The organism is Phreatobacter oligotrophus (assembly GCF_003046185.1).
Classification (GTDB): Bacteria; Pseudomonadota; Alphaproteobacteria; order Rhizobiales; family Phreatobacteraceae; genus Phreatobacter; species Phreatobacter oligotrophus.
In genome coordinates this window covers 13,394-38,303 of sequence record NZ_PZZL01000012.1, presented here as the reverse complement: position 1 = coordinate 38,303, position 24,910 = coordinate 13,394, and the positions used below count along the sequence as shown (strand labels likewise).

General features: G+C 70.4%; 22 protein-coding genes. 5 read left to right on the top strand and 17 right to left on the bottom strand.

From position 1 onward, the window contains the following. Positions 1 to 8 precede the first annotated feature (8 nt). From tsaE to C8P69_RS20350, 5 genes are all read right to left on the bottom strand, one after another. On the bottom strand, positions 9 to 1,517 hold the full coding sequence (gene tsaE, locus C8P69_RS20370; RefSeq protein WP_108179294.1) for a tRNA (adenosine(37)-N6)-threonylcarbamoyltransferase complex ATPase subunit type 1 TsaE: 1,509 nt from the start codon (positions 1,515 to 1,517) through the stop codon (positions 9 to 11). Next, entirely contained in the window at positions 1,514 to 4,042 is a 2,529-nt protein-coding gene (locus C8P69_RS20365) for a sensor histidine kinase (RefSeq protein WP_108179293.1), read from the bottom strand. The genes tsaE and C8P69_RS20365 overlap by 4 nt, the downstream gene beginning before the upstream one ends. 165 nt (positions 4,043 to 4,207) lie before the next feature. Beyond that, positions 4,208 to 4,711 carry a GNAT family N-acetyltransferase gene (locus tag C8P69_RS20360; protein WP_108179292.1) on the bottom strand — a complete coding sequence of 168 codons (504 nt, stop codon included), beginning with the start codon at positions 4,709 to 4,711 and terminating at the stop codon, positions 4,208 to 4,210. After that, on the bottom strand, positions 4,708 to 5,385 hold the full coding sequence (tsaB, locus tag C8P69_RS20355; protein WP_108179291.1) for a tRNA (adenosine(37)-N6)-threonylcarbamoyltransferase complex dimerization subunit type 1 TsaB: 678 nt from the start codon (positions 5,383 to 5,385) through the stop codon (positions 4,708 to 4,710). Before tsaB ends, C8P69_RS20360 begins: the two co-directional genes overlap by 4 nt. A 62-nt stretch (positions 5,386 to 5,447) precedes the next feature. Beyond that, positions 5,448 to 6,008 (bottom strand): NifU family protein, encoded by a 561-nt coding sequence (locus C8P69_RS20350; protein WP_108179290.1) that lies wholly within the window; start codon positions 6,006 to 6,008, stop codon positions 5,448 to 5,450. 172 nt (positions 6,009 to 6,180) lie between these two features. Here C8P69_RS20350 and C8P69_RS20345 point away from each other — a divergent pair, with 172 nt between their 5' ends. Further along, a complete protein-coding gene (locus tag C8P69_RS20345) occupies positions 6,181 to 7,524 on the top strand; it encodes a hydrolase (RefSeq protein WP_108179289.1) in 1,344 nt (447 codons plus the stop codon). Positions 7,525 to 7,543: 19 nt separating this feature from the next. Here the strand turns inward: C8P69_RS20345 and C8P69_RS20340 are convergent, their stop codons facing one another. Then, the gene (locus C8P69_RS20340) at positions 7,544 to 8,041 is read right to left on the bottom strand and encodes a universal stress protein (protein WP_108179288.1); all 498 of its coding nucleotides are present in this window, start codon (positions 8,039 to 8,041) and stop codon (positions 7,544 to 7,546) included. Positions 8,042 to 8,204: 163 nt separating this feature from the next. Between C8P69_RS20340 and lepA the strand changes: the two genes are divergently transcribed. Together lepA and C8P69_RS20330 are read left to right on the top strand one after the other, a co-directional pair. Further along, a complete protein-coding gene (gene lepA / locus C8P69_RS20335) occupies positions 8,205 to 10,010 on the top strand; it encodes a translation elongation factor 4 (protein ID WP_108179315.1) in 1,806 nt (601 codons plus the stop codon). Between the two features lie 75 nt (positions 10,011 to 10,085). Then, complete coding sequence (locus C8P69_RS20330; RefSeq protein ID WP_146167392.1) at positions 10,086 to 10,694, top strand: hypothetical protein; 609 nt, start codon at positions 10,086 to 10,088, stop codon at positions 10,692 to 10,694. A 7-nt stretch (positions 10,695 to 10,701) separates the two neighbouring features. On the opposite strand, the gene C8P69_RS20325 is transcribed toward C8P69_RS20330, so the two are convergent. After that, positions 10,702 to 11,778: a class I SAM-dependent methyltransferase gene (locus C8P69_RS20325; protein WP_108179286.1), complete on the bottom strand. Its 1,077-nt coding sequence runs from the start codon at positions 11,776 to 11,778 to the stop codon at positions 10,702 to 10,704. Beyond that, the gene (locus C8P69_RS20320; protein ID WP_108179285.1) at positions 11,775 to 12,638 is read right to left on the bottom strand and encodes a type 1 glutamine amidotransferase; all 864 of its coding nucleotides are present in this window, start codon (positions 12,636 to 12,638) and stop codon (positions 11,775 to 11,777) included. The genes C8P69_RS20325 and C8P69_RS20320 overlap by 4 nt, the downstream gene beginning before the upstream one ends. A 169-nt stretch (positions 12,639 to 12,807) precedes the next feature. Here C8P69_RS20320 and C8P69_RS20315 point away from each other — a divergent pair, with 169 nt between their 5' ends. Together C8P69_RS20315 and mutS are read left to right on the top strand one after the other, a co-directional pair. Then, the gene (locus tag C8P69_RS20315) at positions 12,808 to 13,542 is read left to right on the top strand and encodes an IclR family transcriptional regulator domain-containing protein (protein WP_108179314.1); all 735 of its coding nucleotides are present in this window, start codon (positions 12,808 to 12,810) and stop codon (positions 13,540 to 13,542) included. Between the two features lie 265 nt (positions 13,543 to 13,807). After that, a complete protein-coding gene (mutS, locus tag C8P69_RS20310; RefSeq protein WP_108179284.1) occupies positions 13,808 to 16,531 on the top strand; it encodes a DNA mismatch repair protein MutS in 2,724 nt (907 codons plus the stop codon). Here mutS and C8P69_RS20305 read toward each other — a convergent pair. From C8P69_RS20305 to C8P69_RS20265, 9 genes are all read right to left on the bottom strand, one after another. Continuing rightward, a complete protein-coding gene (locus C8P69_RS20305) occupies positions 16,500 to 17,291 on the bottom strand; it encodes a hypothetical protein (protein WP_108179283.1) in 792 nt (263 codons plus the stop codon). The genes mutS and C8P69_RS20305 overlap by 32 nt on opposite strands. A gap of 63 nt (positions 17,292 to 17,354) precedes the next feature. After that, the gene (locus C8P69_RS20300; RefSeq protein WP_170118319.1) at positions 17,355 to 17,912 is read right to left on the bottom strand and encodes a tetratricopeptide repeat protein; all 558 of its coding nucleotides are present in this window, start codon (positions 17,910 to 17,912) and stop codon (positions 17,355 to 17,357) included. 114 nt (positions 17,913 to 18,026) lie between these two features. Beyond that, a complete protein-coding gene (locus tag C8P69_RS20295; protein ID WP_108179281.1) occupies positions 18,027 to 18,491 on the bottom strand; it encodes a PTS sugar transporter subunit IIA in 465 nt (154 codons plus the stop codon). Between the two features lie 91 nt (positions 18,492 to 18,582). Further along, positions 18,583 to 19,170, bottom strand: a complete 588-nt coding sequence (hpf, locus tag C8P69_RS20290) for a ribosome hibernation-promoting factor, HPF/YfiA family (protein ID WP_108179280.1) — start codon at positions 19,168 to 19,170, stop codon at positions 18,583 to 18,585. Between the two features lie 225 nt (positions 19,171 to 19,395). Then, positions 19,396 to 20,313 carry an ABC transporter permease gene (locus C8P69_RS20285; protein WP_108179279.1) on the bottom strand — a complete coding sequence of 306 codons (918 nt, stop codon included), beginning with the start codon at positions 20,311 to 20,313 and terminating at the stop codon, positions 19,396 to 19,398. Continuing rightward, positions 20,313 to 21,389, bottom strand: a complete 1,077-nt coding sequence (locus tag C8P69_RS20280; protein WP_108179278.1) for an ABC transporter permease — start codon at positions 21,387 to 21,389, stop codon at positions 20,313 to 20,315. Before C8P69_RS20280 ends, C8P69_RS20285 begins: the two co-directional genes overlap by 1 nt. Continuing rightward, a complete protein-coding gene (locus tag C8P69_RS20275) occupies positions 21,386 to 22,891 on the bottom strand; it encodes an ABC transporter ATP-binding protein (protein ID WP_245902158.1) in 1,506 nt (501 codons plus the stop codon). The genes C8P69_RS20280 and C8P69_RS20275 overlap by 4 nt, the downstream gene beginning before the upstream one ends. Continuing rightward, positions 22,891 to 23,370 (bottom strand): nucleoside deaminase, encoded by a 480-nt coding sequence (locus C8P69_RS20270; protein ID WP_108179276.1) that lies wholly within the window; start codon positions 23,368 to 23,370, stop codon positions 22,891 to 22,893. Before C8P69_RS20270 ends, C8P69_RS20275 begins: the two co-directional genes overlap by 1 nt. A gap of 255 nt (positions 23,371 to 23,625) precedes the next feature. Beyond that, the gene (locus C8P69_RS20265; protein WP_108179275.1) at positions 23,626 to 24,843 is read right to left on the bottom strand and encodes a CaiB/BaiF CoA transferase family protein; all 1,218 of its coding nucleotides are present in this window, start codon (positions 24,841 to 24,843) and stop codon (positions 23,626 to 23,628) included. Positions 24,844 to 24,910: the final 67 nt, after the last annotated feature.

Sequence of the window (24,910 nt, the reverse complement as noted above, 5' to 3'; positions counted from 1 at the left end):
GATCGTTCTCACGGCGCCGTCACGCGGTCGTCGACCCAGCGCTTCACCCGCTCCAGCGCGGGATGGGCGAGGCAGCGCTGGAGATAGGCCCAGATGCGCGGCAGGTGGGCGAGGTACTGGGGCTTGCCGTCGCGCTTGTCGAGGCGGGCGAAGATGCCAAGGATCTTGGTGGCACGCTGCGCGCCCATGATGGCGTAGAGCCGGGCGAAGGCTGCCATGTCGAAGCTGGGATCGGCGGCGCGGCGGGCGGCCGCATAGCGCGACAGCAGCTGCAGCTCGAGGTCCTCCGGCACGGTGATGCGCGCATCCTGCAGCAGGGAGGCGACGTCATAGGCGGCGGGGCCCATGACCGCGTCCTGGAAGTCGATCAGGCCGACGCGCTCCACGCCCTCGCGGCCCTCCAGCCAGATGAGGTTCGGCGAGTGGAAATCGCGCAGGACCCAGGTCTGCGGCGCGCGCTCCACCTCCTCGAACAGCTCGGTCCAGCGCTGCAGAAAGACATATTTCTCGCTCGCCGGGATGCGGGCGCCCTTCATCGGCAGGTACCAGTCGAGGAGCAGCTCCACCTCGATGGTCAGCGCGTCGCGGTCATAGGCCGGCAGGGTATAGGGGCCCTTCGGCGTCGCCAGCTGCGAGGGCCGCGGCCGCGAATGGATCAGCGCCAGCACGTCGACCGCCGCCATGTAGCGCTCGGCGATCGGCGCGCCGTCGCGGATGACACCCTCGCGGCCGAGATCCTCGATGACCAGGAAGCCCTGGTCGAGGTCCACCGCCTCGATCTCCGGCGTCGACAGGCCGATGTCACGCAGGCCCTCGGCCATGGCGACGAAGGGCACCATGTCCTCGGCGAGATGGGCGATGCGGCTGTAGGGCAGGCCGTTCTTCACCACGGGCCCGTCGGGCTTCTTCGGCGCGTTCATCAGCACGGCGCGGCGCTGGCCGTCGAGCAGGCGCTCGTAGGAGCGCGAGGAGGCGTCCCCCTGCAGGTGCCGGCGCAGCGAGCCGCCCCAGCCGGCATTGTCGAGGAAGCCGCGCAGCGCCACGAGGCGCTCCAGCCGCGGGCCCCAGGTGCCGTGGCCGACGAGGACGGCGTTGCGGGCATTGGGGCCGCGCCCCGGCGCCAGCGTGAGGATGATCTCCAGGCGGTCGCCGGAGAGCGCGCCGTCGAGCCGGTCGGGCCATTCGACGATGAGCAGGGCCCGGTCGGAGACCTCGTCCCAGCCGATCTCGGCGATCTCGTCGGGGGAGGTCAGGCGGTAGAGGTCGGCATGGACCACCGGCAGTCGGGCGAGGTCGTAGGGCTGGACGATGGCGAAGGTCGGGCTCGGCACCTCCAGCATGTCGTCCTCGGCGATGGCGCGGATCAGCGCCCGGGCGAGGGTGGACTTGCCGGCGCCGAGATCGCCCTCCAGCGTCACCACGTCGTTCGGCTGGACCGCCATGGCGAGGTCCATCGCGAGCTGGCGCGTCTCGGCCTCGTTGGCGAGCAGGCGGGCGTGGCGGAAGGCGTCTGTCATTCGGCGGCTTTCGAGAGATCCTCGAGATTGGCGGGCAGCGACACCTTGACCTGCGTGCCAGCCCCCGGCGCGCTCTCCACCTCGATCCGGCCGCGATGCAGGTGGACGAAGCTCTGGACGATGGACAGGCCGAGCCCGGCGCCGCGGTGGCGCGTGCCGCTGGTCCGCGTCTCGAAGCGCTCGAACATGCGGCCGACCAGATCGGGCGCGATGCCCCGGCCCTGGTCGCGCACCTTGAAGATGATCTCCTCGCCCTCGCGCGCCGCGTCGAGCACCACCAGCCCGCCCCGGTCGGAAAAGCCGATGGCATTGGTCAGCAGGTTGAACAGCACCTGGCGGATGCGTTGGGCATCGGCCTTGAACGTGCCGATATCGCGGGCGATGCGGGTCTCGAGACGGATCTGGTTCTCGGCGATGCGGTCGCGCACCGCGTCCACCGCCGCCTGAATCGCCGCCCGGATGTCGACCTCGGACAGTTCGAGTTGCATGACGCCAGCGTCGATGGTGGCGAGGTCGAGCACGTCGTCGATGATCGACAGCAGCGATGTCGAGGAGGCGCCGATATAGCCGAGATATTCGCGCTGCTTGTCGTTGAGCGGGCCGATGGACGGGTCGTCCAGCACCTGGGCGAAGCCGATGATCGTCGTGAGCGGCGTGCGCAGCTGGTAGGAGACGTGGTGCACGAAGTCGTTGCGCAGCTTGGCCGCCGATTCCAGCGCCTCGTTGCGCTCGGTCAGCGCCCGCTCGACCATGACCATGTCGGTGACATTGCGGAAGGTCACCAGGGTCGCGCCGCCGGGCAGCGGCGCCGTGCGGGTGTCGATCACCGAGCCGTCGTTGCGGTCGATGCGTACCGAGCGCGGCTGGCGCTCGTCGGCCACCGCGGTGACGGCGCCGCGGATGTCGGTCCACACACGCGCATCGCGGACATAGGACAGGCAGAGGGCCGCCACATGCTCGATGGTCGGCCGTCCCTCGAGCAGCGTGTCCTTGATCTCCCAGAGCGCCGCGAAGGCGCGGTTCGACAGCGACAGCCGGCCGTCCGGACCAAACACCGCGACCGCCTCGTCGAGATTGTCGATGGTCTCGCGCTGGACGCGGCCGAGTGCCTGGACCTGCGTCTCCAGCTGCAGGCGCTGGGTGAGGTCCTCGAAGACATAGGTGACGCCGCCGGCGGGATCGGGGTTCTGCACGACGCGCAGGAAGCGGCCATCGGGGAGCGGCCATTCGAGGATGCGCGGCTCGGTGTCCACGGCCTCGTAGATCTGGTGCAGCGCGCGCTTCCACTCGCGGAAATTCGACTGCTCGGGCAACAGCCTGCGCTCGCGCAGCCGGTCGAGGATGTCGCCGTCGGTCGGCGCCTGGTGCAGGAAGGCGGGTTCGAGGTCCCAGAGCTGGCGGAAGGCCTCGTTGTTGAAGACCAGGCGCTTGCCGGCATCGAAGATGGCCACCGCCGTGGCGAGCTGGTCGAGGGTGCGCTTGTGCGTCTCCATCTCGACCGAGAGCTCGGAGCGGATGGTCTCAAGTTCGGTCACGTCCACGGCCATGCCCGCCGAGCCGAGGCCGGCCGGCCGCTCCACCACGTCGAAGATGCGCCGCTGCCCGGCCGCCACAGCGGCGACGCGGCGGGCGAAGGGCGTGCGGGCGCTGCGGGCCTTGGCGGCTTCGTTGCGGTCGGCGGCGGCGAGGAGCTCGGCGCCCGAGGAGACCGCCTGTTCGCCGTCGGCGGCGTCGGTGGCCGCGGCATAGGCGGTGTTGACCCAGGTGATGCGGCCGTCGGCGTCGCGCAGCCAGACGGGCAAGGCGAGGCTGCCGAGGAAAGAGCGGACAGCCGCCGTCTCGCGCACCAGCGCGTCGTGCTCCGCCCGCAACCGCACGAGCTCGGCGCGGGCGCCGGCGACATGGCGCAGCCGCAGCACGGCCCGCCCGCCGATGGGACGGCCCTCCGCCTCGATGGGCTGGCCGCCCTGGCTGACGAGGTCGAGGATGAAGGGCGTTCCGGACTGGCGCAGCGCGTCGACGGCGCGCTCCAGCTCGGCGGCGGGCTCCGGCGGCAGCCAGGCGCCGAAGGCGAGCACCCGCCGCGGCGAGGGCAGGTCGGTCACCAGCGTCACGTCGCCGGCAATGTCGGGTTCGTCACGGTCGCCGCCCCAGACGACGATCACATGGGGGTCGAGGCTGAGCAGCTCGGCGCTGCGGTCGAGGGCGAGGCGCAGCTCGTTGATCTCGCGCCGCGCGCTCTGGGCGTCGGCGGCGGCGCTGGCGCGCGAGCGCAGGAGGCCGATGGCGGTGACCACGCCGAAGACGACGACGCCGACATTGAGCCCGAAGGCGGCCCATTCATGGGCGCGGATCGTACCGAGGACCTCGGAAAGGGCCGGCCCGGCGATCTCGGCCGAGGCAAGCGCGGTGGAAGCGAGAAGCGTCGCGGTGGCTGCGGACAGCGTCGCGAGCCCTTTCGGCAGGCGCCGCGCCGATGATCCCGGCTGGTCGGATGCGTCCTCGACCCTGCTGAGGCCCGGCATCGCCTGTCCTTGTCGTCCGCGGTTCGGCACCTCTTGCCCCAGGAGCGATCCGCGATGGTGCCGCCCGCATCGCGAATCACGCTCACCATACCCTCGGGGTGACTCTGCGTTTAAGAGTCCAGAACGTGAACGGTCCGAGGAAAATCGCGGGAGCCTGCCGTGGGGTCACAAAGCCGGCAGGTCGCGCCGCATGGTGATGGCGTCGGTGGTGCCCGCCTCGGTGCGGTAGTACCCCTTGCGGCGGCCGATCGTGACGAAGCCAGCGCGCTCGTACAGATGGAGGGCCGGGCTGTTGCCGACCTCCACCTCAAGGAAGAGGGTGCGGACCCCGGCGCGCATCAGGTCGGGGACATGGGCCTTGAGCAGCCGGGCGCCGTAGCCTCGCCCGCGCAGCCGCGCCGCAACCGCGACGGTGAGGATTTCCGCCTCGTCGGCGGCGATGCGGCTGAGGATGAAGCCGGCCGGCGGCGCCGCGGGCCGGCGCCGGATGACATGGGCGAGGACGTTGCGCTCGGCCAGCATGGCGGCGATGTCCTCGGCGCCCCAGCCGCGGTGGAAGGCGGCCGCGTGGATCGTGGCGAGGTCGTCGCAATCGGCGCGTTCGGCGCGGCTCACCACCGGTTCGGGTCGCGGCCACCACCACAGGCCCACATCGTAGATCGACGTCATGCGCGGCGCTCCGCGCTGGTCTTGGCGTCGACCGCCTTGAGGTAGAGGGGGCGGCAAGGCGCGAGCGCGGGGTCGACCGTCGCGCCGAGCCGCGCCAGGACGGTGATGTCGGGCGCCGGGCGGCCATCGAGCGCGACGGGAGCGGCGGCGCCATCGGGCCAGGCCGCCATCACGGCCTCCACGCCGGGGCCGACCAGCGCGACGGGACCGGCGGCTGCCGCCAGGGCGGCCGCGGCCTCGCGCGGTAGATAGGCCGACGGTTGCAGGATGGAGCGGTCACCGGCGGTGAGCGCCGCATAGACATGGCCGTGCCGGGCGTCGATGGCGGCGAGCACTGCGGCCGGCTCCGGGGCGGCGAGAAACGGTTCGGCCAGAACGGCGAGGGTGGAGAGGCCCACCGCCTCGCCATCGGCGGCGAGCGCCATGGCGCGGGCGGCCGAGAGCGCGACGCGCAGGCCGGTGAAGCTGCCGGGACCGGTGGTCGCGACGAAGCGGCGACAGTCGCGCGGGGCGATTCCGGCCCTTGTGCAGGTCTCGGCGACAAGCGGGATGAGGCGCTCGGCATGGCCGCGTTCCATCGCCTCGCAGGCCGAGGCGAGGATCACGTCACGGTCGGCGTCGAAAACGGCGACCGAACAGGCACCGAGCGCCGTGTCGAGGGCGAGAACCAACATGGGGCGGTGCTACACCGTCGCGCCCCGGTGGTGAAGGCCGACTTGCGGCTGAAGCCGCCGCGTCAGATGGCCTGGACCTCGCGCACATCCGGCAGGAAGTGGCGCATCAGGTTCTGGATGCCGTGCTTCAGCGTCGCGGTCGAGGACGGGCAGCCCGAGCAGGACCCCTGCATGGCGAGATAGACGATGCCGTCCTTGTAGCCGCGGAAGGTGATGTCGCCGCCATCGGCCGCCACAGCCGGGCGCACCCGCGTCTCCAGCAGCTCCTTGATCGTGTCGACCGTGCCGGCATCGGACGGATCGAAGAACTCCGCATCGCCCTCGGCCACCGTCACCTCGCCGCTGCGCACCAGCGGCTGGCCCGACATGAAGTGCTCCATGATCGCGCCGAGGATGGCCGGCTTCAGGTGCGGCCATTCGGCCGAGCCCTTCGTCACAGTGATGAAATCATTGCCGTAGAAGACACCCGCGACGCCGTCGATCGCGAAGAGCTTCTCGGCCAGCGGCGACTGGCGGGCCGCGTCCGCGTTCGGCATGTGCAGGGTGCCCTCGGGCAGGACGGTGCGGCCGGGCAGGAACTTCAGGGTCGCCGGATTGGGCGTGGCTTCGGTCTGGATGAACATGCTGCTCTCCCCGTACGCCGGTTCAAGGCCGGGCCGATTGGAATGATTCAAAAAACTGCTCTGCCCCAATGATGTGGCGATCCGCGGGTCTCGCGTCAACTGGAAAGCGGCCGCTTGGCCGGGTTGACGCCGCTTGCCGCTCCGCCAGTCTCACCCCCCGGGAGAAAACGCCATGCCGACACGCCGCCAGATCCTTGCGACGGGCTCAGCCCTCGCCGCCGCCGCGATCCTTCCCGCCCGCGCCCAGCCGCGCCCGATAACGCCGATCCTCTTCGTCCACGGCAATGGCGACCATGCCGCCCTCTGGATGACGACGCTCTGGCGCTTCGAGGCCAATGGCTGGCCGGCCGATCGCCTGCGCGCGCTCAATTTCACCGATCCGCTGTCGCGCAACGACGATGCGGTGACCCAGGCCGGCCGCTCCGGCACGGCCGACCAGCTGCGCGAGCTCTCTGCCGAGGTCGATGCCCTGCTCGCCCGCACCGGCGCATCGCGGCTGGCGCTGGTGGCGAGCTCGCGCGGCGGCAATGCCGTGCGCAACTTCGTCGTCGAGGCCGGCGGCGCTCCGAAGGTCAGCCATGCCGTGCTCTGCGGTACGCCGAACCGCGGCGTCTTCGCCTGGGATGCCAATCCCGGCAGCGAGTTCAACGGCCGCGGCCCCTTCCTGACCATGCTCAACCGCCGCGACACGGATGTGGTGGAGGGCACCGCCTTCCTCACCCTCCGCAGCGACGGCAACGACAAGTTCGCGCAGCCCGACGGCCGCTTCGTCGGCCGTCCGGGCGTTGCGACCGGCATCGATGCGGACGGCCCGACCCTGCGCGGGGCGACCAACATCGCCCTCGGCCAGCTCGACCACCGCGAGGTGGCCTTCCATCCCCGCGCCTTCCGCGAGATCCACCGCTTCATCGCCGGCACCGAGCCCTCGACCCTCGCCGTGCCGGCGGAGGCGCAGGTGCGGCTCTCCGGCCTCGTCACCGGCAATCCCGGCGGCGTGCCGACCAACCGCCCGGTGGAGGGCGCCAAGGTCACGGTCTTCCGCGTCGATCCGGCGACGGCCGAGCGCCGCGGCGAGGCGCTGCTCGACATCACCACGGCCGCCGATGGCCGCTGGGGCCCCGTGACCGTCGCGCCGACCGATGCGCTGGAATTCGTCCTGGCCGCGCCGGGCGCGCCCGTCACCCACATCTACCGCTCGGCCTTCCCGCGCTCCTCCAGCGTCGTCCATCTGCGCCCGGGCCGGCCGCTGACGGACGCCGACCGCGCCGCCGGCGCCGTCGTGCTGATGACGCGGCCGCGCGGCTATTTCGGCATTCCGCGCGATGTGGTGCTGCTCGACGGCCGCGAACCGGCCGACGTGACCAAGGGGGTGGCCACCGACGCGACCACGACCCTGCGCCTGCCCGCCGCCGAGATCGGCCGGCCGGTCGCCGGCCTGTTCAATGAGGAGCGCGTCGTGGCGCGCGCCTGGAGCGTCGCCGAGAACCGCATCGCGATTGCCGAGCTGACGTGGTGAGTGACTTTGGTGAGGCGCGTCAGGCCAGCGCCTCGATCTCCTCGTCGGAGAGCTGGCCCGGCACGATGGCGACGGGGATCGGATAGGAGCCGGCGGTGCGGGCGAGGCTGGAGACCAGCGGTCCCGGCCCGTCCTTCCCCGTTCCGGCGGCGAGGACGAGGATGGCGACGTCCGGGTCCTCCTCGATCTGGGTGAGGATCGCCTCGCTCAGCTTGCCCTCTCGCACCACGAGCTCCGGCTCGACGCCCACCAGGGTCATCGTCCGGTCGGCGGCGGCGTCGAGCTTGGCGCGGGCTTCCGCATGGGCCTCGGCCCGCATCACGTCGGCGACGCCGAACAGCGCCTGCCCGTCGCCCACCTTCGGCTCGATCACGGCGAGCATGAGCAGGCGGTGGCCGGTGCGTGCGGCGCGGCGGGCTGCGAAGACGATGGCGCGGTCGCATTCGGCTGTCTCGTCCACCACCACCATGAATTTGGGGGTGTGGCCGGACTGGTAGGCTTCGCGCTTGCGGGTCATTCGGGGCCTCTCCTGCGCACCGCAACGGCGCTATGTCGCACCCCCGCCGCAGCCTTGGCAAGCGGGGCCGGAAGGCCCCCGATGGGGCAATCCGCTATCACAACGCGGTGGCATTGCGTCGCAATCCTTGGAAAGACGGGGGTGTGCTGCTATGTGCCAGCACATGACCGACACGCCGCTCGACCTCATCCGCAACTTCTCGATCGTGGCCCATATCGACCACGGCAAATCGACGCTTGCCGACCGCCTCATCCAGGTCACCGGCGGCCTGTCCGAACGCGAGATGACCGAACAGGTCCTCGACAACATGGACATCGAGAAAGAACGCGGCATCACCATCAAGGCGCAGACGGTGCGCCTCGACTACACGGCGAGCGACGGCAAGACCTATGTCCTGAACCTCATGGACACGCCCGGCCACGTCGACTTCGCCTATGAGGTGTCGCGGTCGCTCGCCGCCTGCGAGGGCTCCATCCTGGTCGTCGACGCCTCGCAGGGCGTCGAGGCGCAGACGCTCGCCAATGTCTACCAGGCGCTCGATGCCGGCCATGAGATCGTGCCGGTGCTGAACAAGATCGACCTGCCGGCCGCCGAGCCCGAGCGCGTCAAGCAGCAGATCGAGGACGTCATCGGCCTCGATGCCTCGGACGCGGTCGAGGTCTCGGCCAAGACCGGCCTCAACATTCCCGCGGTGCTGGAGGCCATCGTCCAGCGCCTGCCCGCGCCGAAGGGCGACAAGTCCGCCCCGCTTAAGGCCATGCTGGTCGACAGCTGGTACGACCCCTATCTCGGCGTCGTCGTCCTCGTGCGCGTCATCGACGGCACGATGAAGAAGGGCCAGCGCATCAAGATGATGGGCACGGACGCCGTCTACGACATCGACAAGATCGGCGTCTTCACCCCGAAGATGCGCGACGTGACGGATCTCGGCCCCGGCGAGGTCGGCTTCATCACCGCCTCGATCAAGGAGGTCGCGGATACACGCGTCGGCGACACCATCACCGACGAGAAGAAGCCGACCGCCGCGGCCCTGCCGGGCTTCAAGCCGGCCCAGCCCGTGGTCTTCTGCGGCCTCTTCCCCCAGGACGCCGCCGATTTCGAGGACCTGCGCGCCGCCATGGGCAAGCTGCGCCTCAACGATGCCAGCTTCTCCTTCGAGATGGAGAGCTCGGCCGCCCTCGGCTTCGGCTTCCGCTGCGGCTTCCTCGGGCTCCTCCACCTCGAGATCATCCAGGAGCGTCTGGAGCGCGAGTTCAACCTCGACCTCATCGCCACCGCGCCCTCGGTCGTCTACCAGATCCTCCAGCGCGACGGCACGCTCATCGAGCTGCACAACCCGGCCGACATGCCGGATCCGATGAAGATCGAGATCATCTCGGAGCCGTGGATCCGCGCCAAGATCATGACGCCCGACGACTATCTCGGCTCGGTGCTGAAGCTCTGCCAGGACCGCCGCGGCGTGCAGATCGACCTGACCTATGTCGGCTCGCGCGCCATGGTCACCTATGACCTGCCGCTCAACGAGGTCGTCTTCGACTTCTACGACCGGTTGAAGTCGATCTCGAAGGGCTATGCCTCCTTCGACTACCAGATCACCGACTATCGCGAGGGCGACCTCGTGAAGATGTCGATCCTGGTCAATGGCGAGCCGGTCGACGCGCTGTCCATGCTCGTCCACCGCAACCGCGCCGAAAGCCGCGGCCGCGCCATGTGCGAGAAGCTGAAGGACCTCATCCCGCAGCACCTCTTCAAGATCCCGATCCAGGCCTCGATCGGCGCCAAGGTCATCGCCCGCGAGACCATCTCGGCCCTGCGCAAGGACGTCACCGCCAAGTGCTACGGCGGCGACATCTCCCGCAAGCGCAAGCTTCTGGACAAGCAGAAGGAGGGCAAGAAGAAGATGCGCCAGTTCGGCAAGGTGGACATCCCGCAGGAAGCCTTCATCGCCGCGCTCAAGATGGACGCGTGAGAACCCGTCGATCCCGCCAGTTTCGCGGGATCGCCTTCACGCTTTCTTCGCTCGCCCCTGGGTAAATGTGGGCCGATGACGTTGCCATCGGACCTTCCCGCCGACCTGGCCCGGGCCGCCGCCGGGGCCTTTCCCGGCGAACCCATCCGGTGGGCCGGACGGCCCTCATCCCGCGCCGCCTTCTGGCGGGCGCTGCCGATCTGGCTCTTCGCCATCCCCTGGACGGCCTTCGCCCTCTTCTGGGAAGCCATGGCCATCGGCGGGGCCCTCGGCCTTGCCGGGCGCGGCAGCGAGGCCAGTTCAACCTTCGGCCTCGTCTTCACGCTGTTCGGACTGCCCTTCATCGCGGTCGGTATCGTCCTGATGGGCCTTCCCTTCTGGACGGCGCGGCGCACGGCGTGCACCCTGTGGCTGGTCACCACGCGCCGCGTCGGCTCGGTGACGCTCACCGCCAGCGGCGTCACCATTCGGACGGTCTGGCCGCACGATCTCCTCGCCATGGAATGCCGGGAGCGCCGCGACGGCTCCGGCACCCTCAAGCTGATCTTCGGCGAGGGGCGGGACTCCGACGGCGACAAGGTCGAGCGGTCCGAGACCCTCGGCCACATTCCGGAGGTCAGGCGCGTCGAGGCGCTGGTGCGTCAGCTGGCCGATGACGCGAAGGCTGCGGCCGCGGCGACGTAGGGCGCCTTCAGTCCTTCATCAGCACCAGCCGGTGCAGCGTCGCCTTGCCGAGGTTGAAGAACGACCAGGAGGTGGCGAAGAAGGCGAGATACTTGTTCACCACCTGCACCCCGACGAGCCGCTCGGCCTCGGCGCGGTTCTCGACCAGGCGGTCGAACCAGGCGCGCAGCGTCGGCCGGTAGTCGTGGGATGAATCGTGGGTGAGGCGGAAGCCGGCCTCTCGTGCCCAGGCGAGGTGGTCGGTGTGCAGCGCCAGCACCGAGCCGGGGAAGAAGGCCTGCGCCCCCAGCATCGAGGTCGGCCAGCGGTCGGTGCCGTTCAGCGAGAAGAAATGGAAGACCGCGCGGCCGCCGGGCCTCAGCGCCGCATGGAGGCGCCGGTAGAGCGGCAGAGCCTCGTCCGGCTTGATGTGCTCGAAGGAGCCGATCGAATAGACCTTGTCGAGCGTCTCCACCCCGTAGTCGCGGGTGATGAAGTCGTCGTACTCGGCCCTGAGGCCGAGGTTGTCGCGGATATAGGCGAGCTGGTCGTGCGAGAGGGTCAGGCCTGAGAGGTTCTCGGCATCGCCGGTCGCGGCATGGATATGCCTGAGCATCGAGCCCCAGCCGCAGCCGAGTTCGAGGATGCGCTCGCCCGGCTTCGGGTCGAGAAGGCCGAGGATGTGGTTCGCCTTGGCGAGCTGGGCATCCTCGATCGTGTCGCCGGGCGCGTGGAAATCGGCGCAGGTGTAGAACATGAAGCGCCGGTCGAGGAACAGCGCGTAGAAGTCGTTCGACAGGTCGTAATGGTACTGGATGCCGTCGGCATGGCTGACCGAGAGGGCTTCGCGCAGCAGGCGCTCGCGCCGCGCCGCCAGCGGCCAGTGATCGACCAGCGCCTGGATCGGCGGGAGCTGGGGGCGGGTGAGGAACTGCCAGATCGTCTCGGCCGGCACGGGAGTGGGTGACCGCGCGAACCACAGCGGCGTCGCATAGGCGAGGCCCATGGTCAGGGCCTCGGTGGCGGCAAGGCGCATCCGCGTGGCGAGCCCGGCCGGTTCAAGGCCGAGCTGACGGCGGACGATGGCCTCCCGCTCCCCGGTCATGCCCGCCCGCGCCTGCTTTTGGCCGGCCGCACCACCGTCGCCAGCCAGTTGGCGATTTCGGTGCGGCGGCGGCTGGTATCGAGCAGCTGCTCGTCGAAGCCGTGACGCCAGGCCGCCGGCTGGTGGGACGGGTCGGCGTCGAGCGCCTCGAGGTCGGCGCGCCAGCGGGAGAGCGCCTCCATATCCTCGAAGAAGCCCTCGTCCACGAGGCGGGGTCCCAGCGCCCCGCCGATGGCCGCGACCTCGGCGAGCGAGAATTCCGGATGGTACTGCACCGCCCAGGCCAGGCCCTCGCCGACACGGATCTCCACGGCCTGAACCTCGCTCATGCCGTTGGAGGCGAGCAGGGTGGTGCCGGGCGCCATGGTCTCCACCTCGTCCTGGTGAACCGCCGGCGCGTCGAAGGCGATGGGCCGTCCCGCCAGCATCGGATGGGCGCGGCCGGCCTCGTTGGGGACGATCTTGCGGGCAAAGCCCATTTCGCGGCCCTTGGGGTTCCGGCGCACCACGCCGCCGGCAGCCGTGGTGAGGACCTGCAGGCCCCAGCAGGAGCCGAAGACCGGCGTGCCCGAGGCGAAGATCTGCCGGGCGAGGTCGATCTGCGAGCGGATCTCGGGGGTCATGTCGTAGAGGTTGAGCGACGAGCCGGTCAGCGCCACGCCGTCATAGCCCTCCAGGCCGCCCGCATCCGGCAGGTTGGCGCCGGGATCGGCGGGGAAGGCGATGTCGCAGACGGCATCGGGCGCGAGCTCCCGCAGCACCTCCGCATAGGCCTCCGACGGCGTCGCGCCGCGGCTGGCGGCATGGCGGGCGCGATCGGCGGCGGTGTTGCCTTCGACGACGAGGAGGCGGAGCGACATGGGAGGCCTTCGGGAGAACGGGCGGCACGACGCCCCGTGACATGACGGCAAAACGGGGCGGAATTCCGTTGCCCCATCCGCGCAAAAACGGCAAGATGTGCGGTGACCGCACAATCGCGTGAGGCCGACCCTGGACGCCGCTCCTTTCCGCCAGATCGACCGCGACCACATGCTGGGCCTCGAAAAAGGCCTCGCCGTGATCGCCTGTTTCGATGCCGGCCATCCGCGCCTCACCATTGCCGATGTGGCCCGCATGACGGGCCTCAGCCGCGCCACCGCGCGCCGCTGCCTCATCACCCTCGCCCGCATCGGCTATGCCGAGACCGACGGCCGGCATTTCGCCCTGACACCGCGCGTCCTCCAGCTCGGCTACGCCTATCTGTCCTCGACCCCGCTGACCGCCGTGCTGCAGAACGCGCTGGAGCGCCTCAGCGAGGAGATCGGCGAGAGCTCGTCGGCCTCGCTGCTGGACGGCCGCGACATCGTCTATGTCGCCCGCGCCGCCACCAAGCGGATCATGTCGGTGGGCCTGTCGGTCGGCTCGCGCCTGCCGGCCTATTGCACCTCGATGGGTCGGGTGCTGCTCGCAGCCCTTCCCGAGGATGAGGCGCGCCGCCGCGTCGAGGCCTCCGACCGGCGAGCGCTGACCCGTGCGACGGCCACCAGCGTCGAGGCGGTCATGGCGCGGGTCGCGGCCGCGCGCACCGCCGGCTATGCGGTGATCGACCAGGAGCTGGAGGTGGGGCTGACCTCCATCGCCGTGCCGGTCATCGACCGCGAGGGCAAGGTGGTCGCGGCGATCAATGTCGGCACGCAGGCGACACGCTTTCCCCCTGGAATCATCGTGGCGGAGATCCTGCCGAAGCTCTTGAAGGTGCAGGCGGAGCTGGCGCGGATCGTGTGAGAGCCAGCGCTATCGATGCCCCTCACCCTTCCCTCTCCCCGCTCGCGGGGAGAGGGTTCAACAGCGTCCAGCCATCGTGACGGCCGTCCTGCCAGGCACGACGCCTGAGGCTCCGCACAACGTCGAAGTCCCCCTCTCCCCGCCTGCGGGGAGAGGGAAGGGTGAGGGGCCGAGGGCAGCCAATCCCGCCGCAGCCTCCAAACCCTGTGGGCGGCGCCTGCCGCGCGGTTGAATTCCCCCGCCTCACCTGCGAGCGTCCCCGGCGATGCTCGACCCCGCGCCCCCTCCCGCTGCCGCCAGCCCGCCCGCCGAGGCGGAGGGCCGCGTCACGCCGCTGATGGAGCAGTACATCGAGATCAAGGCGGCGAACCCGGATTCGCTGCTGTTCTACCGGATGGGGGACTTCTACGAGCTGTTCTTCGACGATGCCGTGGCCGCCTCGCGCGCCCTCGGCATCGCGCTGACCAAGCGCGGCAAGCATCTCGGCGAGGACATCCCCATGGCCGGCGTGCCGGTCCATGCGGCGGATGACTATCTCCAGCGCCTCATCCAGCTCGGCTTCAAGGTCGCCGTCTGCGAGCAGGTCGAGGACCCGGCGGAGGCGAAGAAGCGCGGCTCGAAATCGGTGGTGAAGCGCGACGTGGTGCGCCTCGTCACGCCGGGCACGCTCACCGAGGATTCGCTCCTCGATGCCCGCCGCAGCAACTTCCTGCTGGCCGTCGCCCGCGCCCGCACCTCCTCCATCGCCGGCGAGGGCTTTGGCCTCGCCTGGGTCGACATCTCCACCGGCGAATTCCGGGTCGCTGAGACCGATGGCGGGCGACTTGCCGCCGACATTGCCCGCGTCGACCCGCGCGAGATCGTTCTCTCCGACGCGCTCTATGCCGATACGACGCTCGCCGATTTCTGGCGCTCCTTCCGCGCTGTCTCGCCGGTGCCGCGCGACCTGTTCGACGGCGCGACCGCCGAGCGCCGGCTCGCCGGCTATTTCGGCGTCGGCACGCTCGACGGCTTCGGCGCTTTCTCCCGGCTCGAACTCACCGCCGCGGCGGCGGTCGCCACCTATGTCGAGCGCACGCAGATCGCGACGCGCGCGCCACTCACCCCGCCGGTGCGCGAGGCGGCGGGCGCCGCCATGCTCATCGACGCGGCGACGCGGGCCAATCTCGAGCTCGTCCGCACCCTCGGCGGCGAGCGCCAGGGCTCGCTGCTGGCCGCCATCGACCGCACTGTGACCGCCGCCGGCGCGCGCCTCCTCGCCGTACGGCTAGCGAGCCCCCTGACCGACCCCGCCGCCATCGCCGCCCGGCTCGACGCGGTGGAGGCGCTGGTCGCCGCGCCGTCCCTGCGCGCCGAGATCCGCTCCCGTCTCGCGGAAGCTCCCGACATGGCGCGTGCGCTGACCCGCATCGCCATGGATCGCGGCGGGCCCCGGGACCTTGCCGCCATCGGCCAGGGGCTCGTCGCCGCCGTCAGCCTCGCGACCCTGCTGGGCGATGTCGCCGCCGGTGAACTCGGCGCTGCGGCGCAAGGCCTCGCCCGCCCCTCGCCGTCCCTTGCCGACCGGCTGGCGCAGGCGCTCGACGACGAGCTGCCGCTCCTGAAGCGCGACGGCGGCTTCGTGCGTGCCGGCTACCTCCCCGCCCTCGACGAGACGCGGGCGCTGCGCGACGAGAGCCGCCGCGTCATCGCCTCGCTTCAGGCGCGCTATGCCGAGGAGACCGGCATCCGCACCCTCAAGGTCAAGCACAACAACGTGCTCGGCTATTTCGTCGAGGTGGCGCAGCAGCACGGCGAGACCTTCCTGAAGGCCCCGCTGAACGAGACCTTCATCCACCGCCAGACCATGGCGGGGGCGATGCGCTTCTCCACCACCGAGCTCGGCCAGCTCGAGGCGAAGATCGCCGGCGCCGCCGACCGCGCCCTCGGCCTCGAACAGGAGGTCTTCGCCGATCTCGCCCGCGCCACTCTCGCCATGGCCGAGGACATCCGCGCCGCGGCGGAGGCGGTGGCGGTGCTCGACGTTGCGGCCTCGCTGGCGACGCTGGCGGCCGAGGAGAGCTATTGCCGGCCGCTGGTCGACACCTCGCTCGCCTTCGCCGTGAAGCAGGCGCGCCATCCCGTGGTCGAGCAGGCCATCCGCGGCAAGGCGCCTTTCGTCGCCAATGACTGCGACCTCTCAGGGCATGACGGCCGCTCGGAAGCGCCTGCCGGCCGTATCTGGCTGATCACCGGCCCGAACATGGCGGGTAAGTCCACGTTCCTGCGCCAGAACGCGCTGGTGGCCGTGCTCGCCCAGATGGGCTCCTTCGTGCCGGCGGCCTCGGCCCATGTCGGTATCGTCGACCGGCTGTTCTCGCGCGTCGGCGCGGCCGACGACCTCGCGCGCGGGCGATCGACCTTCATGGTCGAGATGGTCGAGACCGCGGCGATCCTCAACCAGGCGGGCCCCCGCGCCCTCGTCATTCTCGACGAGATCGGCCGCGGCACGGCGACCTTCGACGGCCTCTCCATCGCCTGGGCGGCCGTGGAGCACCTGCACGAGACCAACCGCTGCCGGGCGCTCTTCGCCACCCATTTCCACGAGCTCACCGTGCTGTCGCGGCGGCTGCCGCGCCTGTCCAACGCCACCATGCGGGTGAAGGAATGGCGCGGCGACGTCATCTTCCTCCATGAGGTGGGCGAGGGCGCCGCCGACCGCTCCTATGGCATCCAGGTGGCGAAGCTCGCGGGGCTTCCCCCCGCTGTCGTCGAGCGCGCGCGGCAGGTGCTGGCGGAGCTGGAGGCGACCGACCGCACCGCCCCGGCGCGCCGGATGATCGATGACCTGCCGCTCTTTGCGGTCGCGCCCCGGCCGGCGCCGGCCGCGCCGCCCCCCGATCCCGCGCTCGACCTGCTCGACACCATGGACCCGGACGATATGACGCCGCGCGAGGCCCACGAGGCGCTCTACGCCCTCAAGGCGCGGCGCGGGCGCCCCGCCGGCTGAGCACCAGCAGCAGCGCCGACCAGGCCACGGGAATGGCGAGGCCCACGCCAAGGCCGGTCCAGACGGCGCCCTGCGCGGCGAAGAGATGCAGCGCCAGCAGGAAACCGGTGAAGCCGAAGATCATGGTCATGCCGTTGACGAAGGCGGAGGCCACCGCCGGCCCGCCGAGCCGATGGTGCATCAGCAGGATGAAGCTGGTGAAGCTCGCCGGAAAGAGCGCGGCGATGCCGGTGGCCGCCGGGCCGAGGCGCTCGGACACGAGGATCACCGAAATCACCACGGAGACGACGATCGCCGCGCGCAGCGGCAGGTCGTACCAGCGCCGCTGCATCGGCGGCGGCTTTTCGCCACCCCGCCAGCGCCGGGTGATGGCCGTAGCGAGGGCGAAGACCACGAGGTTGAGGATCACCGCCGAGACGGTGGTCCAGGCGAAGGCCTTCACGGCCAGCGCCGCGGCGAGCCAGGCCGCGATCATCGCGAGATAGGACGGCAACAGGCCGGCGCCCCGTCGCGCCAGCACTGCATAGGCGATGGCGGCCGGCGCAATGGCGACATTGCCGGCAAGGCTCGACAGCGCGGCATCCGCGATGAAGGCGGCGTCGTGGTCGAGGGCGAGGATGACATAGGCCGGGCCGGTGGAGATCGGCAGGGCCAGCACCAGCGCCGCGAGGAAGGGCCGCGCCCGCTCGGCGACGAAAGACGCGGCGAGCACGATGACGGCCGTCGTCAGGGCCTTGGTGAGGAGAGCGATGAGGAACACGGAACCGGCCGCGGCGAGAGGGGCAGCCGGTCTAGCGCGCCGCGGGCCGCGGCGGCAGCCGTCTCAGTGCAGGACGCGTCCGCCCTTGGCGTGCATCTCGGCGACGAGGGCGGCGACGCCCTCCAGGTGCGGGTTGATGGCGAGCGCCGCCTCGAAGGCCACCAGGGCCTCGGCCTCGCGGCCATGCTTCAGGCAGATCTGCGCGAAGCCGGACAGGGCGCCGAAATGGCGCGGCTCGCGCTTCAGCGTCTCCATGACGTCGCGGACGGCATAGGCGTCGTCGCCGCGGATAAAATGCAGCGTCGCGCGCTTGTTCCAGGCCTCGGACCATTCGGGGCGGGCGTCGACGAGCGCGTCCAGCACCAGCTGGGCGACGTCGTAGTCCTTCAGCGCGATGGCGTTGATGGCCTGCTCCATCGCCTGGTCGGCGAACTCGTCCTCGTGGTTGGTCCACACCGCCCAGATGAGGTCCTGCAGCTCATAGGCGGGCTGCTGCGGCTTGAACCGCGACAGGTCGCGGAACAGGGCGTCCAGCCGCTTGGGCTGCGCCGGCGCCGGAACCATGGCGTCGAGCTTCAGCACCAGCTGCAGGCAATCGTCGAAGGCGATTCGGTCGGACACGCTCACTCCGGGGCTGCGCCGCTTCCCAGTCATCCAGGAGTTTAGGCCGCCCGGTCCGCCGGGCCAAGGCGCTTTCACGCAGACGTGTCGCGGCAGATCGCGACAGGGTGCCGTTCAGGCCGCGTGGGTGGCCGGGGACTGGGCGAGCAGCACGCGCAGCGTCGCTTCGTCGCGGGCGGCGCGCAGCTTCTGCACATTGGCGGGATCGCGGGTGAGCCGGGCGATGCGCGAGAGCGCCTTCAGGTGGTCGGCGCCGGCGCCCTCGGGCGCGAGCAGGGTGAAGACCAGGTCCACCGGCTGGCCGTCGATCGAATCGAAATCCACCGGCTTCTCCAGCCGGGCGAAGAGCCCGAAGACCCGCGGCAGCTTCGGCAGCTTGCCATGGGGGATGGCGATGCCGCCGCCCGCGCCGGTCGAGCCGAGATTCTCGCGCTCGGACAGGGTGGTGAAGATCTCGTCGGCGGCCCGGCCGGTGAGGGCCGCGGCCCGTGCCGCCAGTTCCTTGAGCAGATGGGTCTTCGACTCGGCGCGGAGCGAGGGGATGATCGCGCCATCGGCGATGATGTCTGGAAGCGGCATTGTCTGCCTTCTCCGAGGGGGGCGGTGCGATTCTACGGGAAACGCACTACTCGCTATGCAATGACGGTGCCATGACGACCGCGGTTGCGGGTCAGGCGGCCCCGTTGGCGGTGGCCGGCGGATCGATCCAGCCCACATGGCCGTCCGAGCGTCGGTACACCACGTTCACGCGCCCATGCACCGCATGGAGGAAGACCAGCGCGGAAGCGCCGGTGAGGTCGAGTTCGAGGACGGCCTCGGCCACGGTCATGCGGCGCAGCGAGGTGGTCTGCTCGGCAATGATGACCGGCTCGAAGGCGCTTTCGGCCTCGTCATGCACGGCTTCCTTCGGCGTCTCGATGACCACATAGGGCATCTCGACCCCGGCCGGCGCGGCCTGGTGGCCGGCACGGTCCTTGAGGCGGCGGGCATAGCGGCGCAGGCGCTTCTCGATGCGTTCCACGCCGAGATCGCAGGCGGCATAGGGATCGGCGGCGAAGGCCTCGGCCTGCAGCGACATGCCGGTGGGAAGATGCAGGGCCGCGACCGTGCGGAAGCCGTGGGCCTCCTTCTCGACCGTCACGTGGCCATTGACCCGCCCGTCGATGTAGCGCTGGGCGGCGTCCCCGACGCGGCCGGCGATCCGCTCGCGCAGGGCCTCGCCGATGTCGAGATTCTTCCCCGAGATGCGCAGAGCCATGGGGCTCCTCCGATGCTTCTTGATCCAGGGTCGGCGCCTCCTTTCGGAAGCGTCGCCAAGCCGGCTTATTGACCTCAAGGCGTAAGGAGTGCCCCCAGACAAGTCAATGCGACCGCCCGACACGCGTGCCTCGCAGCCGATGCGCGGAACCGTTGCTGGCCCGGCGCAAGTGTCTGGAATCATTGGGCTCGAAAAACGGCCTTCTCCAGCGTCAGTGACGCTGCATCAACGGTCGGGCACGAAAGGCGTCCCCAGGGAAGCCGGTCCCTGCGACTCGCCGCGGCGCCTCAGGCTGATGACGACGAGGACGAGAATGGTGGCAAGGTAGGGCAGCGCCGACATGGCCTGGCTGGGAATACCCCAGCCGCGTGCCTGGGCGTGGAGCTGCAAGACCGTGACACCGCCGAAGAGATAGGCACCGATCATGGCGCGCAGCGGCAGCCAGCTGGCGAAGACGACGATGGCAAGCGCGATCCAGCCGCGCCCCGCCGTCATGCCCGGCGACCAGAACGGCGTATAGGCGAGCGAGAGATAGGCCCCGGCCATGCCGGAGCAGGCGCCGCCGAACAGGACGGCGAGGAAGCGGATCCGCAGAACAGGATAGCCGAGCGCATGGGCGGAGGCGTGGCTCTCGCCGACCGCCCGCAGCACGAGGCCGCGGCGGCTCTTCCTCAGGAACCACCAGACGCCGATGGCGAGCACCACCGAGAAATACACGATCGGGTCCTGTGCAAAGAGCACCTTGCCGACCACCGGCAGGTCGGAGAGGCCGGGGATGACGATCTTGGCCAGCGGCTCGCGGCGGGCGCCGACGAAGTCGCGGCCGATCAGGCCGGAGAGGCCGATGCCGAGGATGGTGAGGGCGAGCCCCGTCGCCACGTGGTTGGCGGCAAGTCCCAGCGCCAGGGCGGCGAAGACCGCGGCGAGCAGCATCCCCGCCGCCATGCCGGCGAGGAAGCCGAGAAGGGTCGAGCCGGTGACGATCGCGGCGGCGAAGCCTGTGGCCGCGCCGATGATCATCATGCCCTCGACGCCGAGATTGAGGACGCCCGAGCGCTCGACGACGAGCTCGCCAAGGGCCGCGATGGCGAGCGGCGTCGCCGCAGTGATGATGGTGAGAAGGATCGCCTCGACGATGCCCATCAGGCGGCCCTCGCGGAGGAGACGAGGCGCAGCCGGTAGAGCAGGAACGTGTCGCAGCCCAGCACGAAGAACAGCAGCAGGCCCTGGAAGACCCGCGTCACGTCGAGCGGGATGCGCAGGGCGATCTGGGCATTCTCGCCGCCGATGAAGGTCAGGGCCAGGAACAGCGCGGCAACGAGCGCGCCGATCGGGTTCAGCCTTCCGAGGAAGGCGACGATGATGGCGGTGAAGCCATAGCCCGGCGAGATCGACGGCTGGAGCTGGCCGATGGGGCCGGCCACCTCGATGATCCCGGCAAGGCCGGCGAGCGCGCCCGACACGGCGAAGACGAAGAGCACGGTGCGCTTGTCGTCGAAGCCGGCGAAGCGGGCAGCGCGCGGCGCCTCGCCCGCAAGCCGGATCTCGAAGCCCTTGAGGGTGCGCCCGAGGATCAGCGCCGCCACCAGCGCGACGATCACGGCGATGAGGAAGCCGATATGCAGCCGGCCGGCCTCGAAGAGCAGCGGCATGGTCGCTTCCGGCTCGAAATTGACCGATTGCGGGAAGTTGAAGCCCTTGGGGTCGCGCCAGCGGCCGCGCACCAGATAGTCGAGGGTCAGTTCGGCCACATAGACCAGCATCAGGCTGGACAGGATCTCGTTGACCCCGAGCCGGGCCTTGAGCAGGGCCGGGATCAGCGCCCACACCATGCCGCCGAGGGCGCCGAGCGCCAGCATGGCGACGAGGACCCAGCGCCCGTCCGGCGCGCCATGGGTGGCGAGCGCCAGCCATGAGCCGAAGATGGCGCCCATGACCAGCTGGCCCTCGGCGCCGATGTTCCAGACATTGGCGCGGTAGCAGAGGGTGAGGCCGACCGCGATGAGGATGAGCGGCGTCGCCTTGACGCCGAGCTCCTGCAGCGCCCAGCCGTCTGAGAGCGGATCGAGGAAGAACACCTTGAGCGCCGCCACCGGGTTCTTGCCGATGGTGATGAACAGGAGCGCGCCCGCGACCAGCGTCAGCACCACGGCGGCCAGCGGCGAGGCGAGCGCGAGCCAGGCCGGCCGGTCGTCACGGCGTTCGAGGATGAGCTTCATGCGGCGGCCCCATGGATGCCGCCCATCATCAGCCCGACCGTCTCGCGGTCGAGCTCGGCTGTCGGCCGCGCTGCGCTGAGCCGCCCCTCGGAGATCACGGCGAGACGGTCCGCCAGTTCGAACAGCTCGTCGAGGTCCTGGCTGATGACCACAACGGAAGCGCCGCGCGCCGCGAGATCCACCAGCGCCTGGCGGATGGTCGCCGCCGCCGCCGCATCGACGCCCCAGGTCGGCTGCGCGACGATGAGCAGGCGCGGCTCGCGCAGCAGCTCCCGTCCGACGACGAATTTCTGCAGGTTCCCGCCTGACAGCGCCCGCGCCTCGGGATCGGGACGCGCAGTGCGCACGTCGAAGGTCGCGACGACCCGCTTCACCCAGTCGGCCAGCGCCTTGGTGTCAACGAGGCCGGCGCGCACGAAGCCATTGGTGGCATGGCCGGAGAGCAGCGCGTTCTCGCTGAGCGGCAGGCGCGGCGCTGCGCCATGGCCGAGCCGCTCCTCCGGCACGAAGGCGGCGCCGAGCTTGCGGCGCGCGGTGATGCCGAGGGCGCCCACGGCCTTGCCGTCGATGGTAACGGCCTCTGCCGCCGTCGTCCGCTCGCCGGACAGGGCGGCGAAGAGCTCGTCCTGGCCGTTGCCGGCGATCCCCGCGATGCCGACGATCTCGCCGGCCCGCGCCGCCAGCGCGATGTCCTTCAGCGTCGTGCCGTGGCTGTCGGCGGCGGGCAGCGACAGGCCGCGCACCACGAGCCGGTCCTCGCCGGTGGCGTGGCTCACGGCGCGCAGCTGCTTCACCTCCATGCCCACCATGAGGCGGGCAAGGCCGCTGGCGCTCTCGGTGCGCGGGTCGAGGCTCGCCACCACCTTGCCGAGGCGCAGGATCGTCGCGCGCTCGCAGAGCCGACGCACCTCCTCCAGCTTGTGGGAGATGTAGAGGAGGCTGCGCCCCTCCGCCTTCAGCCGGTCGAGGGTCGCAAAGAGCTGGTCGGCCTCCTGGGGTGTGAGGACCGAGGTCGGCTCGTCGAGGATCAGAAGCTTCGGGTTCTGCAGGAGGGCGCGGACGATCTCGATCCGCTGGCGCTCGCCCACCGACAGCCGCCAGACCTCGCGGCGCGGCTCCAGCGGCAGGCCATAGGCCCTTGAGAGGTCGGCGACCTCCGTCTCGATCCGCGCCATGGGCATGCCCGCCGGCAGCGACAGCGCCACGTTCTCCGCGACGGTCAGCGCCTCGAACAGCGAGAAATGCTGGAACACCATGCCGATGCCCAGCCTGCGGGCGCTCGCCGGGCTGTCGATGGTCACCGGCGCGCCCTGCCAGGCGATGGTGCCAGCACTGGGCTGGAGCAGCCCGTAGAGCATCTTCACCAGCGTCGACTTCCCCGCGCCGTTCTCGCCGAGCAGCGCGTGGCTCTCCGCCTCCGCGATGACGAGATCGACCTTGTCGTTGGCGGTGAAGGCGCCGAAGCGCTTGACGATGCCGCGGGCCTCCAGCAGCGGCGCCATCAGTATTCGACCTTGTCGGGTTTGGCCGCCCATTCGCGGAACACCTCCCAGGCCTCGTCGGAAGGGGCGTGGTCCATCCGCGCCATGGTCACGGCGGGGGCGCGCACCATCTCGGCATAGAAGGGCGCGTCATCGAAGCCGATGGCGGCGGCATCGTCGCGGGTATTGGCATAGACGATGCGGTCAACGCGGGCCCAGAGCGCCGAGCACAGGCACATCGGGCAGGGCTCGCAGCTGGTGTAGAGCGTCGCGCCGCGCAGGTCGAAGCGGTTGAGGGCGGTGCAGGCGCGGCGGATGGCGACGACCTCGGCATGGGCCGTCGGGTCATTGGTGGAGGTGACCTGGTTCCAGCCCTCGGAAACGACCTTGCCGTCCAGCACGACCACGGCCCCGAAGGGTCCGCCATGGCCGGCGCGCATATGCTCGCGCGACAGGGCGATGGTGCGGGCCATGAACAGGGCGTCGAGATCGGTGCTCATGGGCCGATCTCACGCGGGGCGATGGGGGAAGTCAATTCGGGGTGAATGCCGGGACATATTGAGTCGCGATTGACCAAATAGCTTGCCCCTCACCCTTCCCTCTCCCCGCAAGCGGGGAGAGGGTGCAACAGCGTCACGTCTTTTCCGGCAACGGTTGTGCCTGGCGCCGGGGGTAAAAAGCGAGGCGGGAGGTCGTAGTCCCCCTCTCCCCGCTTGCGGGGAGAGGGAAGGGTGAGGGGCAAGGCTGAGGCTCCTTCAGAGCACCCCGCCATCGCGCAACGTCGCGATCTCCTCCGCCGAGAACCCCGCCGCCTTCAACACCGCCTCCGTATGTTCCCCCAGCCTTGCGCCGGGCCAGCGGATGGCGCCGGGGGTGCGGGCGAGCTTCGGCACGACGCCCTGCATGAGCATCCGCCCGAACTCGGCCGTCTCGACCTCCACCACCATGTCGCGGGCGCGGAAATGCGGGTCGGCGGCAACCGCCGCCGCATCGTTGACGCCGCCGGCCGGCACTGCCGCGCCGTCGAGCAGCTTCAGCAGCTCGTCACGCGGCTTGGTGCGCGTCCAGTCGGCGATGATGCGGTCGATCTCCGCCTGGTTGTCAGGCTGGCCGCGGGCCGAGTGGGTTGCGAAGCGCGGGTCCTGCCCCAGGAACTCCATGCCCATCACGGCGAAGAGCCGCTTGCAGATCGTGTCGGCATTGGCGCCGATGACGATGTGGTGGCCATCGAGCGTCGGATAGATGTTGGAGGGCGCAAATCCCGGCGAGGTCAGGCCGGTGCGGCCGCGCACGTGGCCCGTCACCGAATATTCCGCGACGATCCCCTCGATCGAGGCGAGGATGGCGTCGGTCAGGCCGACATCGATGACCTGGCCCTTGCCGTCGCGGCCGCGCTGGTGCAGCGCCGAGACGATGCCGAAGGCGGTGTAGATGCCGGCGAGCGTGTCGCCGATGGACAGGCCCGTGCGGGTCGGCAGCCGGTCGGGATAGCCGTTGATGGTGCGCATCCCCGCCATGGCCTCGGCAACGGCGGCAAAGCCCGCCTTCTCGGCATAGGGGCCGTACTGGCCGTAGCCGGAGACGCGGGCGATGATGAGCTTCGGATTCATCTGGTGCAGCGCCTCGACGGTGAGGCCCCATTTCTCCAGCGTGCCCGGCCGGAAGTTCTCCAGGAGCACGTCGGCGTCCTTCAGGAGCCGGCGCAGGATCTCCTGGCCCTGCGGCGTCCGCAGGTCGACGGTGACGCTCATCTTGTTGCGACCGATGACCGGCCACCAGACCGAGGCGCCGTCCTTCTTGGCGAAGCCCCACTGGCGCATCGGGTCGCCCTTGCCGGGGTCCTCGAACTTGACGAGGTCGGCGCCCATGTCGGCGAGGAGCTGGCCGCAATAGGGCCCGGCGATGAAGGAGCCGAGCTCGACGACCTTGATGTCGGAGAGCGGGCCGGTGGCCGTCGGAGTGGGGGCGGTCATGGCGAGGTCCTCCTGATGCGGAGGCAAGACCTAGCCGCGCCGGCCCGGGCCGGCAAGGACGCGCCGG

Bases quoted from the DNA above. Each gene is read 5' to 3' on its own strand.
- C8P69_RS20315 (WP_108179314.1), top strand. From the start codon at position 12,808: ATGCTGGGCCTCGAAAAAGGCCTCGCCGTGATCGCCTGTTTCGATGCC.
- C8P69_RS20275 (WP_245902158.1), bottom strand. From the start codon at position 22,891: ATGGCGCCGCTGCTGGAGGCCCGCGGCATCGTCAAGCGCTTCGGCGCC.
- C8P69_RS20365 (WP_108179293.1), bottom strand. From the start codon at position 4,042: ATGCCGGGCCTCAGCAGGGTCGAGGACGCATCCGACCAGCCGGGATCA.
- lepA (WP_108179315.1), top strand. From the start codon at position 8,205: ATGACCGACACGCCGCTCGACCTCATCCGCAACTTCTCGATCGTGGCC.
- C8P69_RS20295 (WP_108179281.1), bottom strand. From the start codon at position 18,491: ATGCCGCTTCCAGACATCATCGCCGATGGCGCGATCATCCCCTCGCTC.
- C8P69_RS20360 (WP_108179292.1), bottom strand. From the start codon at position 4,711: ATGACGTCGATCTACGATGTGGGCCTGTGGTGGTGGCCGCGACCCGAA.
- hpf (WP_108179280.1), bottom strand. From the start codon at position 19,170: ATGGCTCTGCGCATCTCGGGGAAGAATCTCGACATCGGCGAGGCCCTG.
- C8P69_RS20270 (WP_108179276.1), bottom strand. From the start codon at position 23,370: ATGAGCACCGATCTCGACGCCCTGTTCATGGCCCGCACCATCGCCCTG.
- C8P69_RS20325 (WP_108179286.1), bottom strand. From the start codon at position 11,778: ATGACCGGGGAGCGGGAGGCCATCGTCCGCCGTCAGCTCGGCCTTGAA.
- tsaE (WP_108179294.1), bottom strand. From the start codon at position 1,517: ATGACAGACGCCTTCCGCCACGCCCGCCTGCTCGCCAACGAGGCCGAG.
- C8P69_RS20280 (WP_108179278.1), bottom strand. From the start codon at position 21,389: ATGAAGCTCATCCTCGAACGCCGTGACGACCGGCCGGCCTGGCTCGCG.
- C8P69_RS20340 (WP_108179288.1), bottom strand. From the start codon at position 8,041: ATGACCCGCAAGCGCGAAGCCTACCAGTCCGGCCACACCCCCAAATTC.
- C8P69_RS20265 (WP_108179275.1), bottom strand. From the start codon at position 24,843: ATGACCGCCCCCACTCCGACGGCCACCGGCCCGCTCTCCGACATCAAG.
- C8P69_RS20330 (WP_146167392.1), top strand. From the start codon at position 10,086: ATGACGTTGCCATCGGACCTTCCCGCCGACCTGGCCCGGGCCGCCGCC.
- mutS (WP_108179284.1), top strand. From the start codon at position 13,808: ATGCTCGACCCCGCGCCCCCTCCCGCTGCCGCCAGCCCGCCCGCCGAG.
- C8P69_RS20320 (WP_108179285.1), bottom strand. From the start codon at position 12,638: ATGTCGCTCCGCCTCCTCGTCGTCGAAGGCAACACCGCCGCCGATCGC.
- C8P69_RS20350 (WP_108179290.1), bottom strand. From the start codon at position 6,008: ATGTTCATCCAGACCGAAGCCACGCCCAATCCGGCGACCCTGAAGTTC.
- C8P69_RS20345 (WP_108179289.1), top strand. From the start codon at position 6,181: ATGCCGACACGCCGCCAGATCCTTGCGACGGGCTCAGCCCTCGCCGCC.
- tsaB (WP_108179291.1), bottom strand. From the start codon at position 5,385: ATGTTGGTTCTCGCCCTCGACACGGCGCTCGGTGCCTGTTCGGTCGCC.
- C8P69_RS20285 (WP_108179279.1), bottom strand. From the start codon at position 20,313: ATGGGCATCGTCGAGGCGATCCTTCTCACCATCATCACTGCGGCGACG.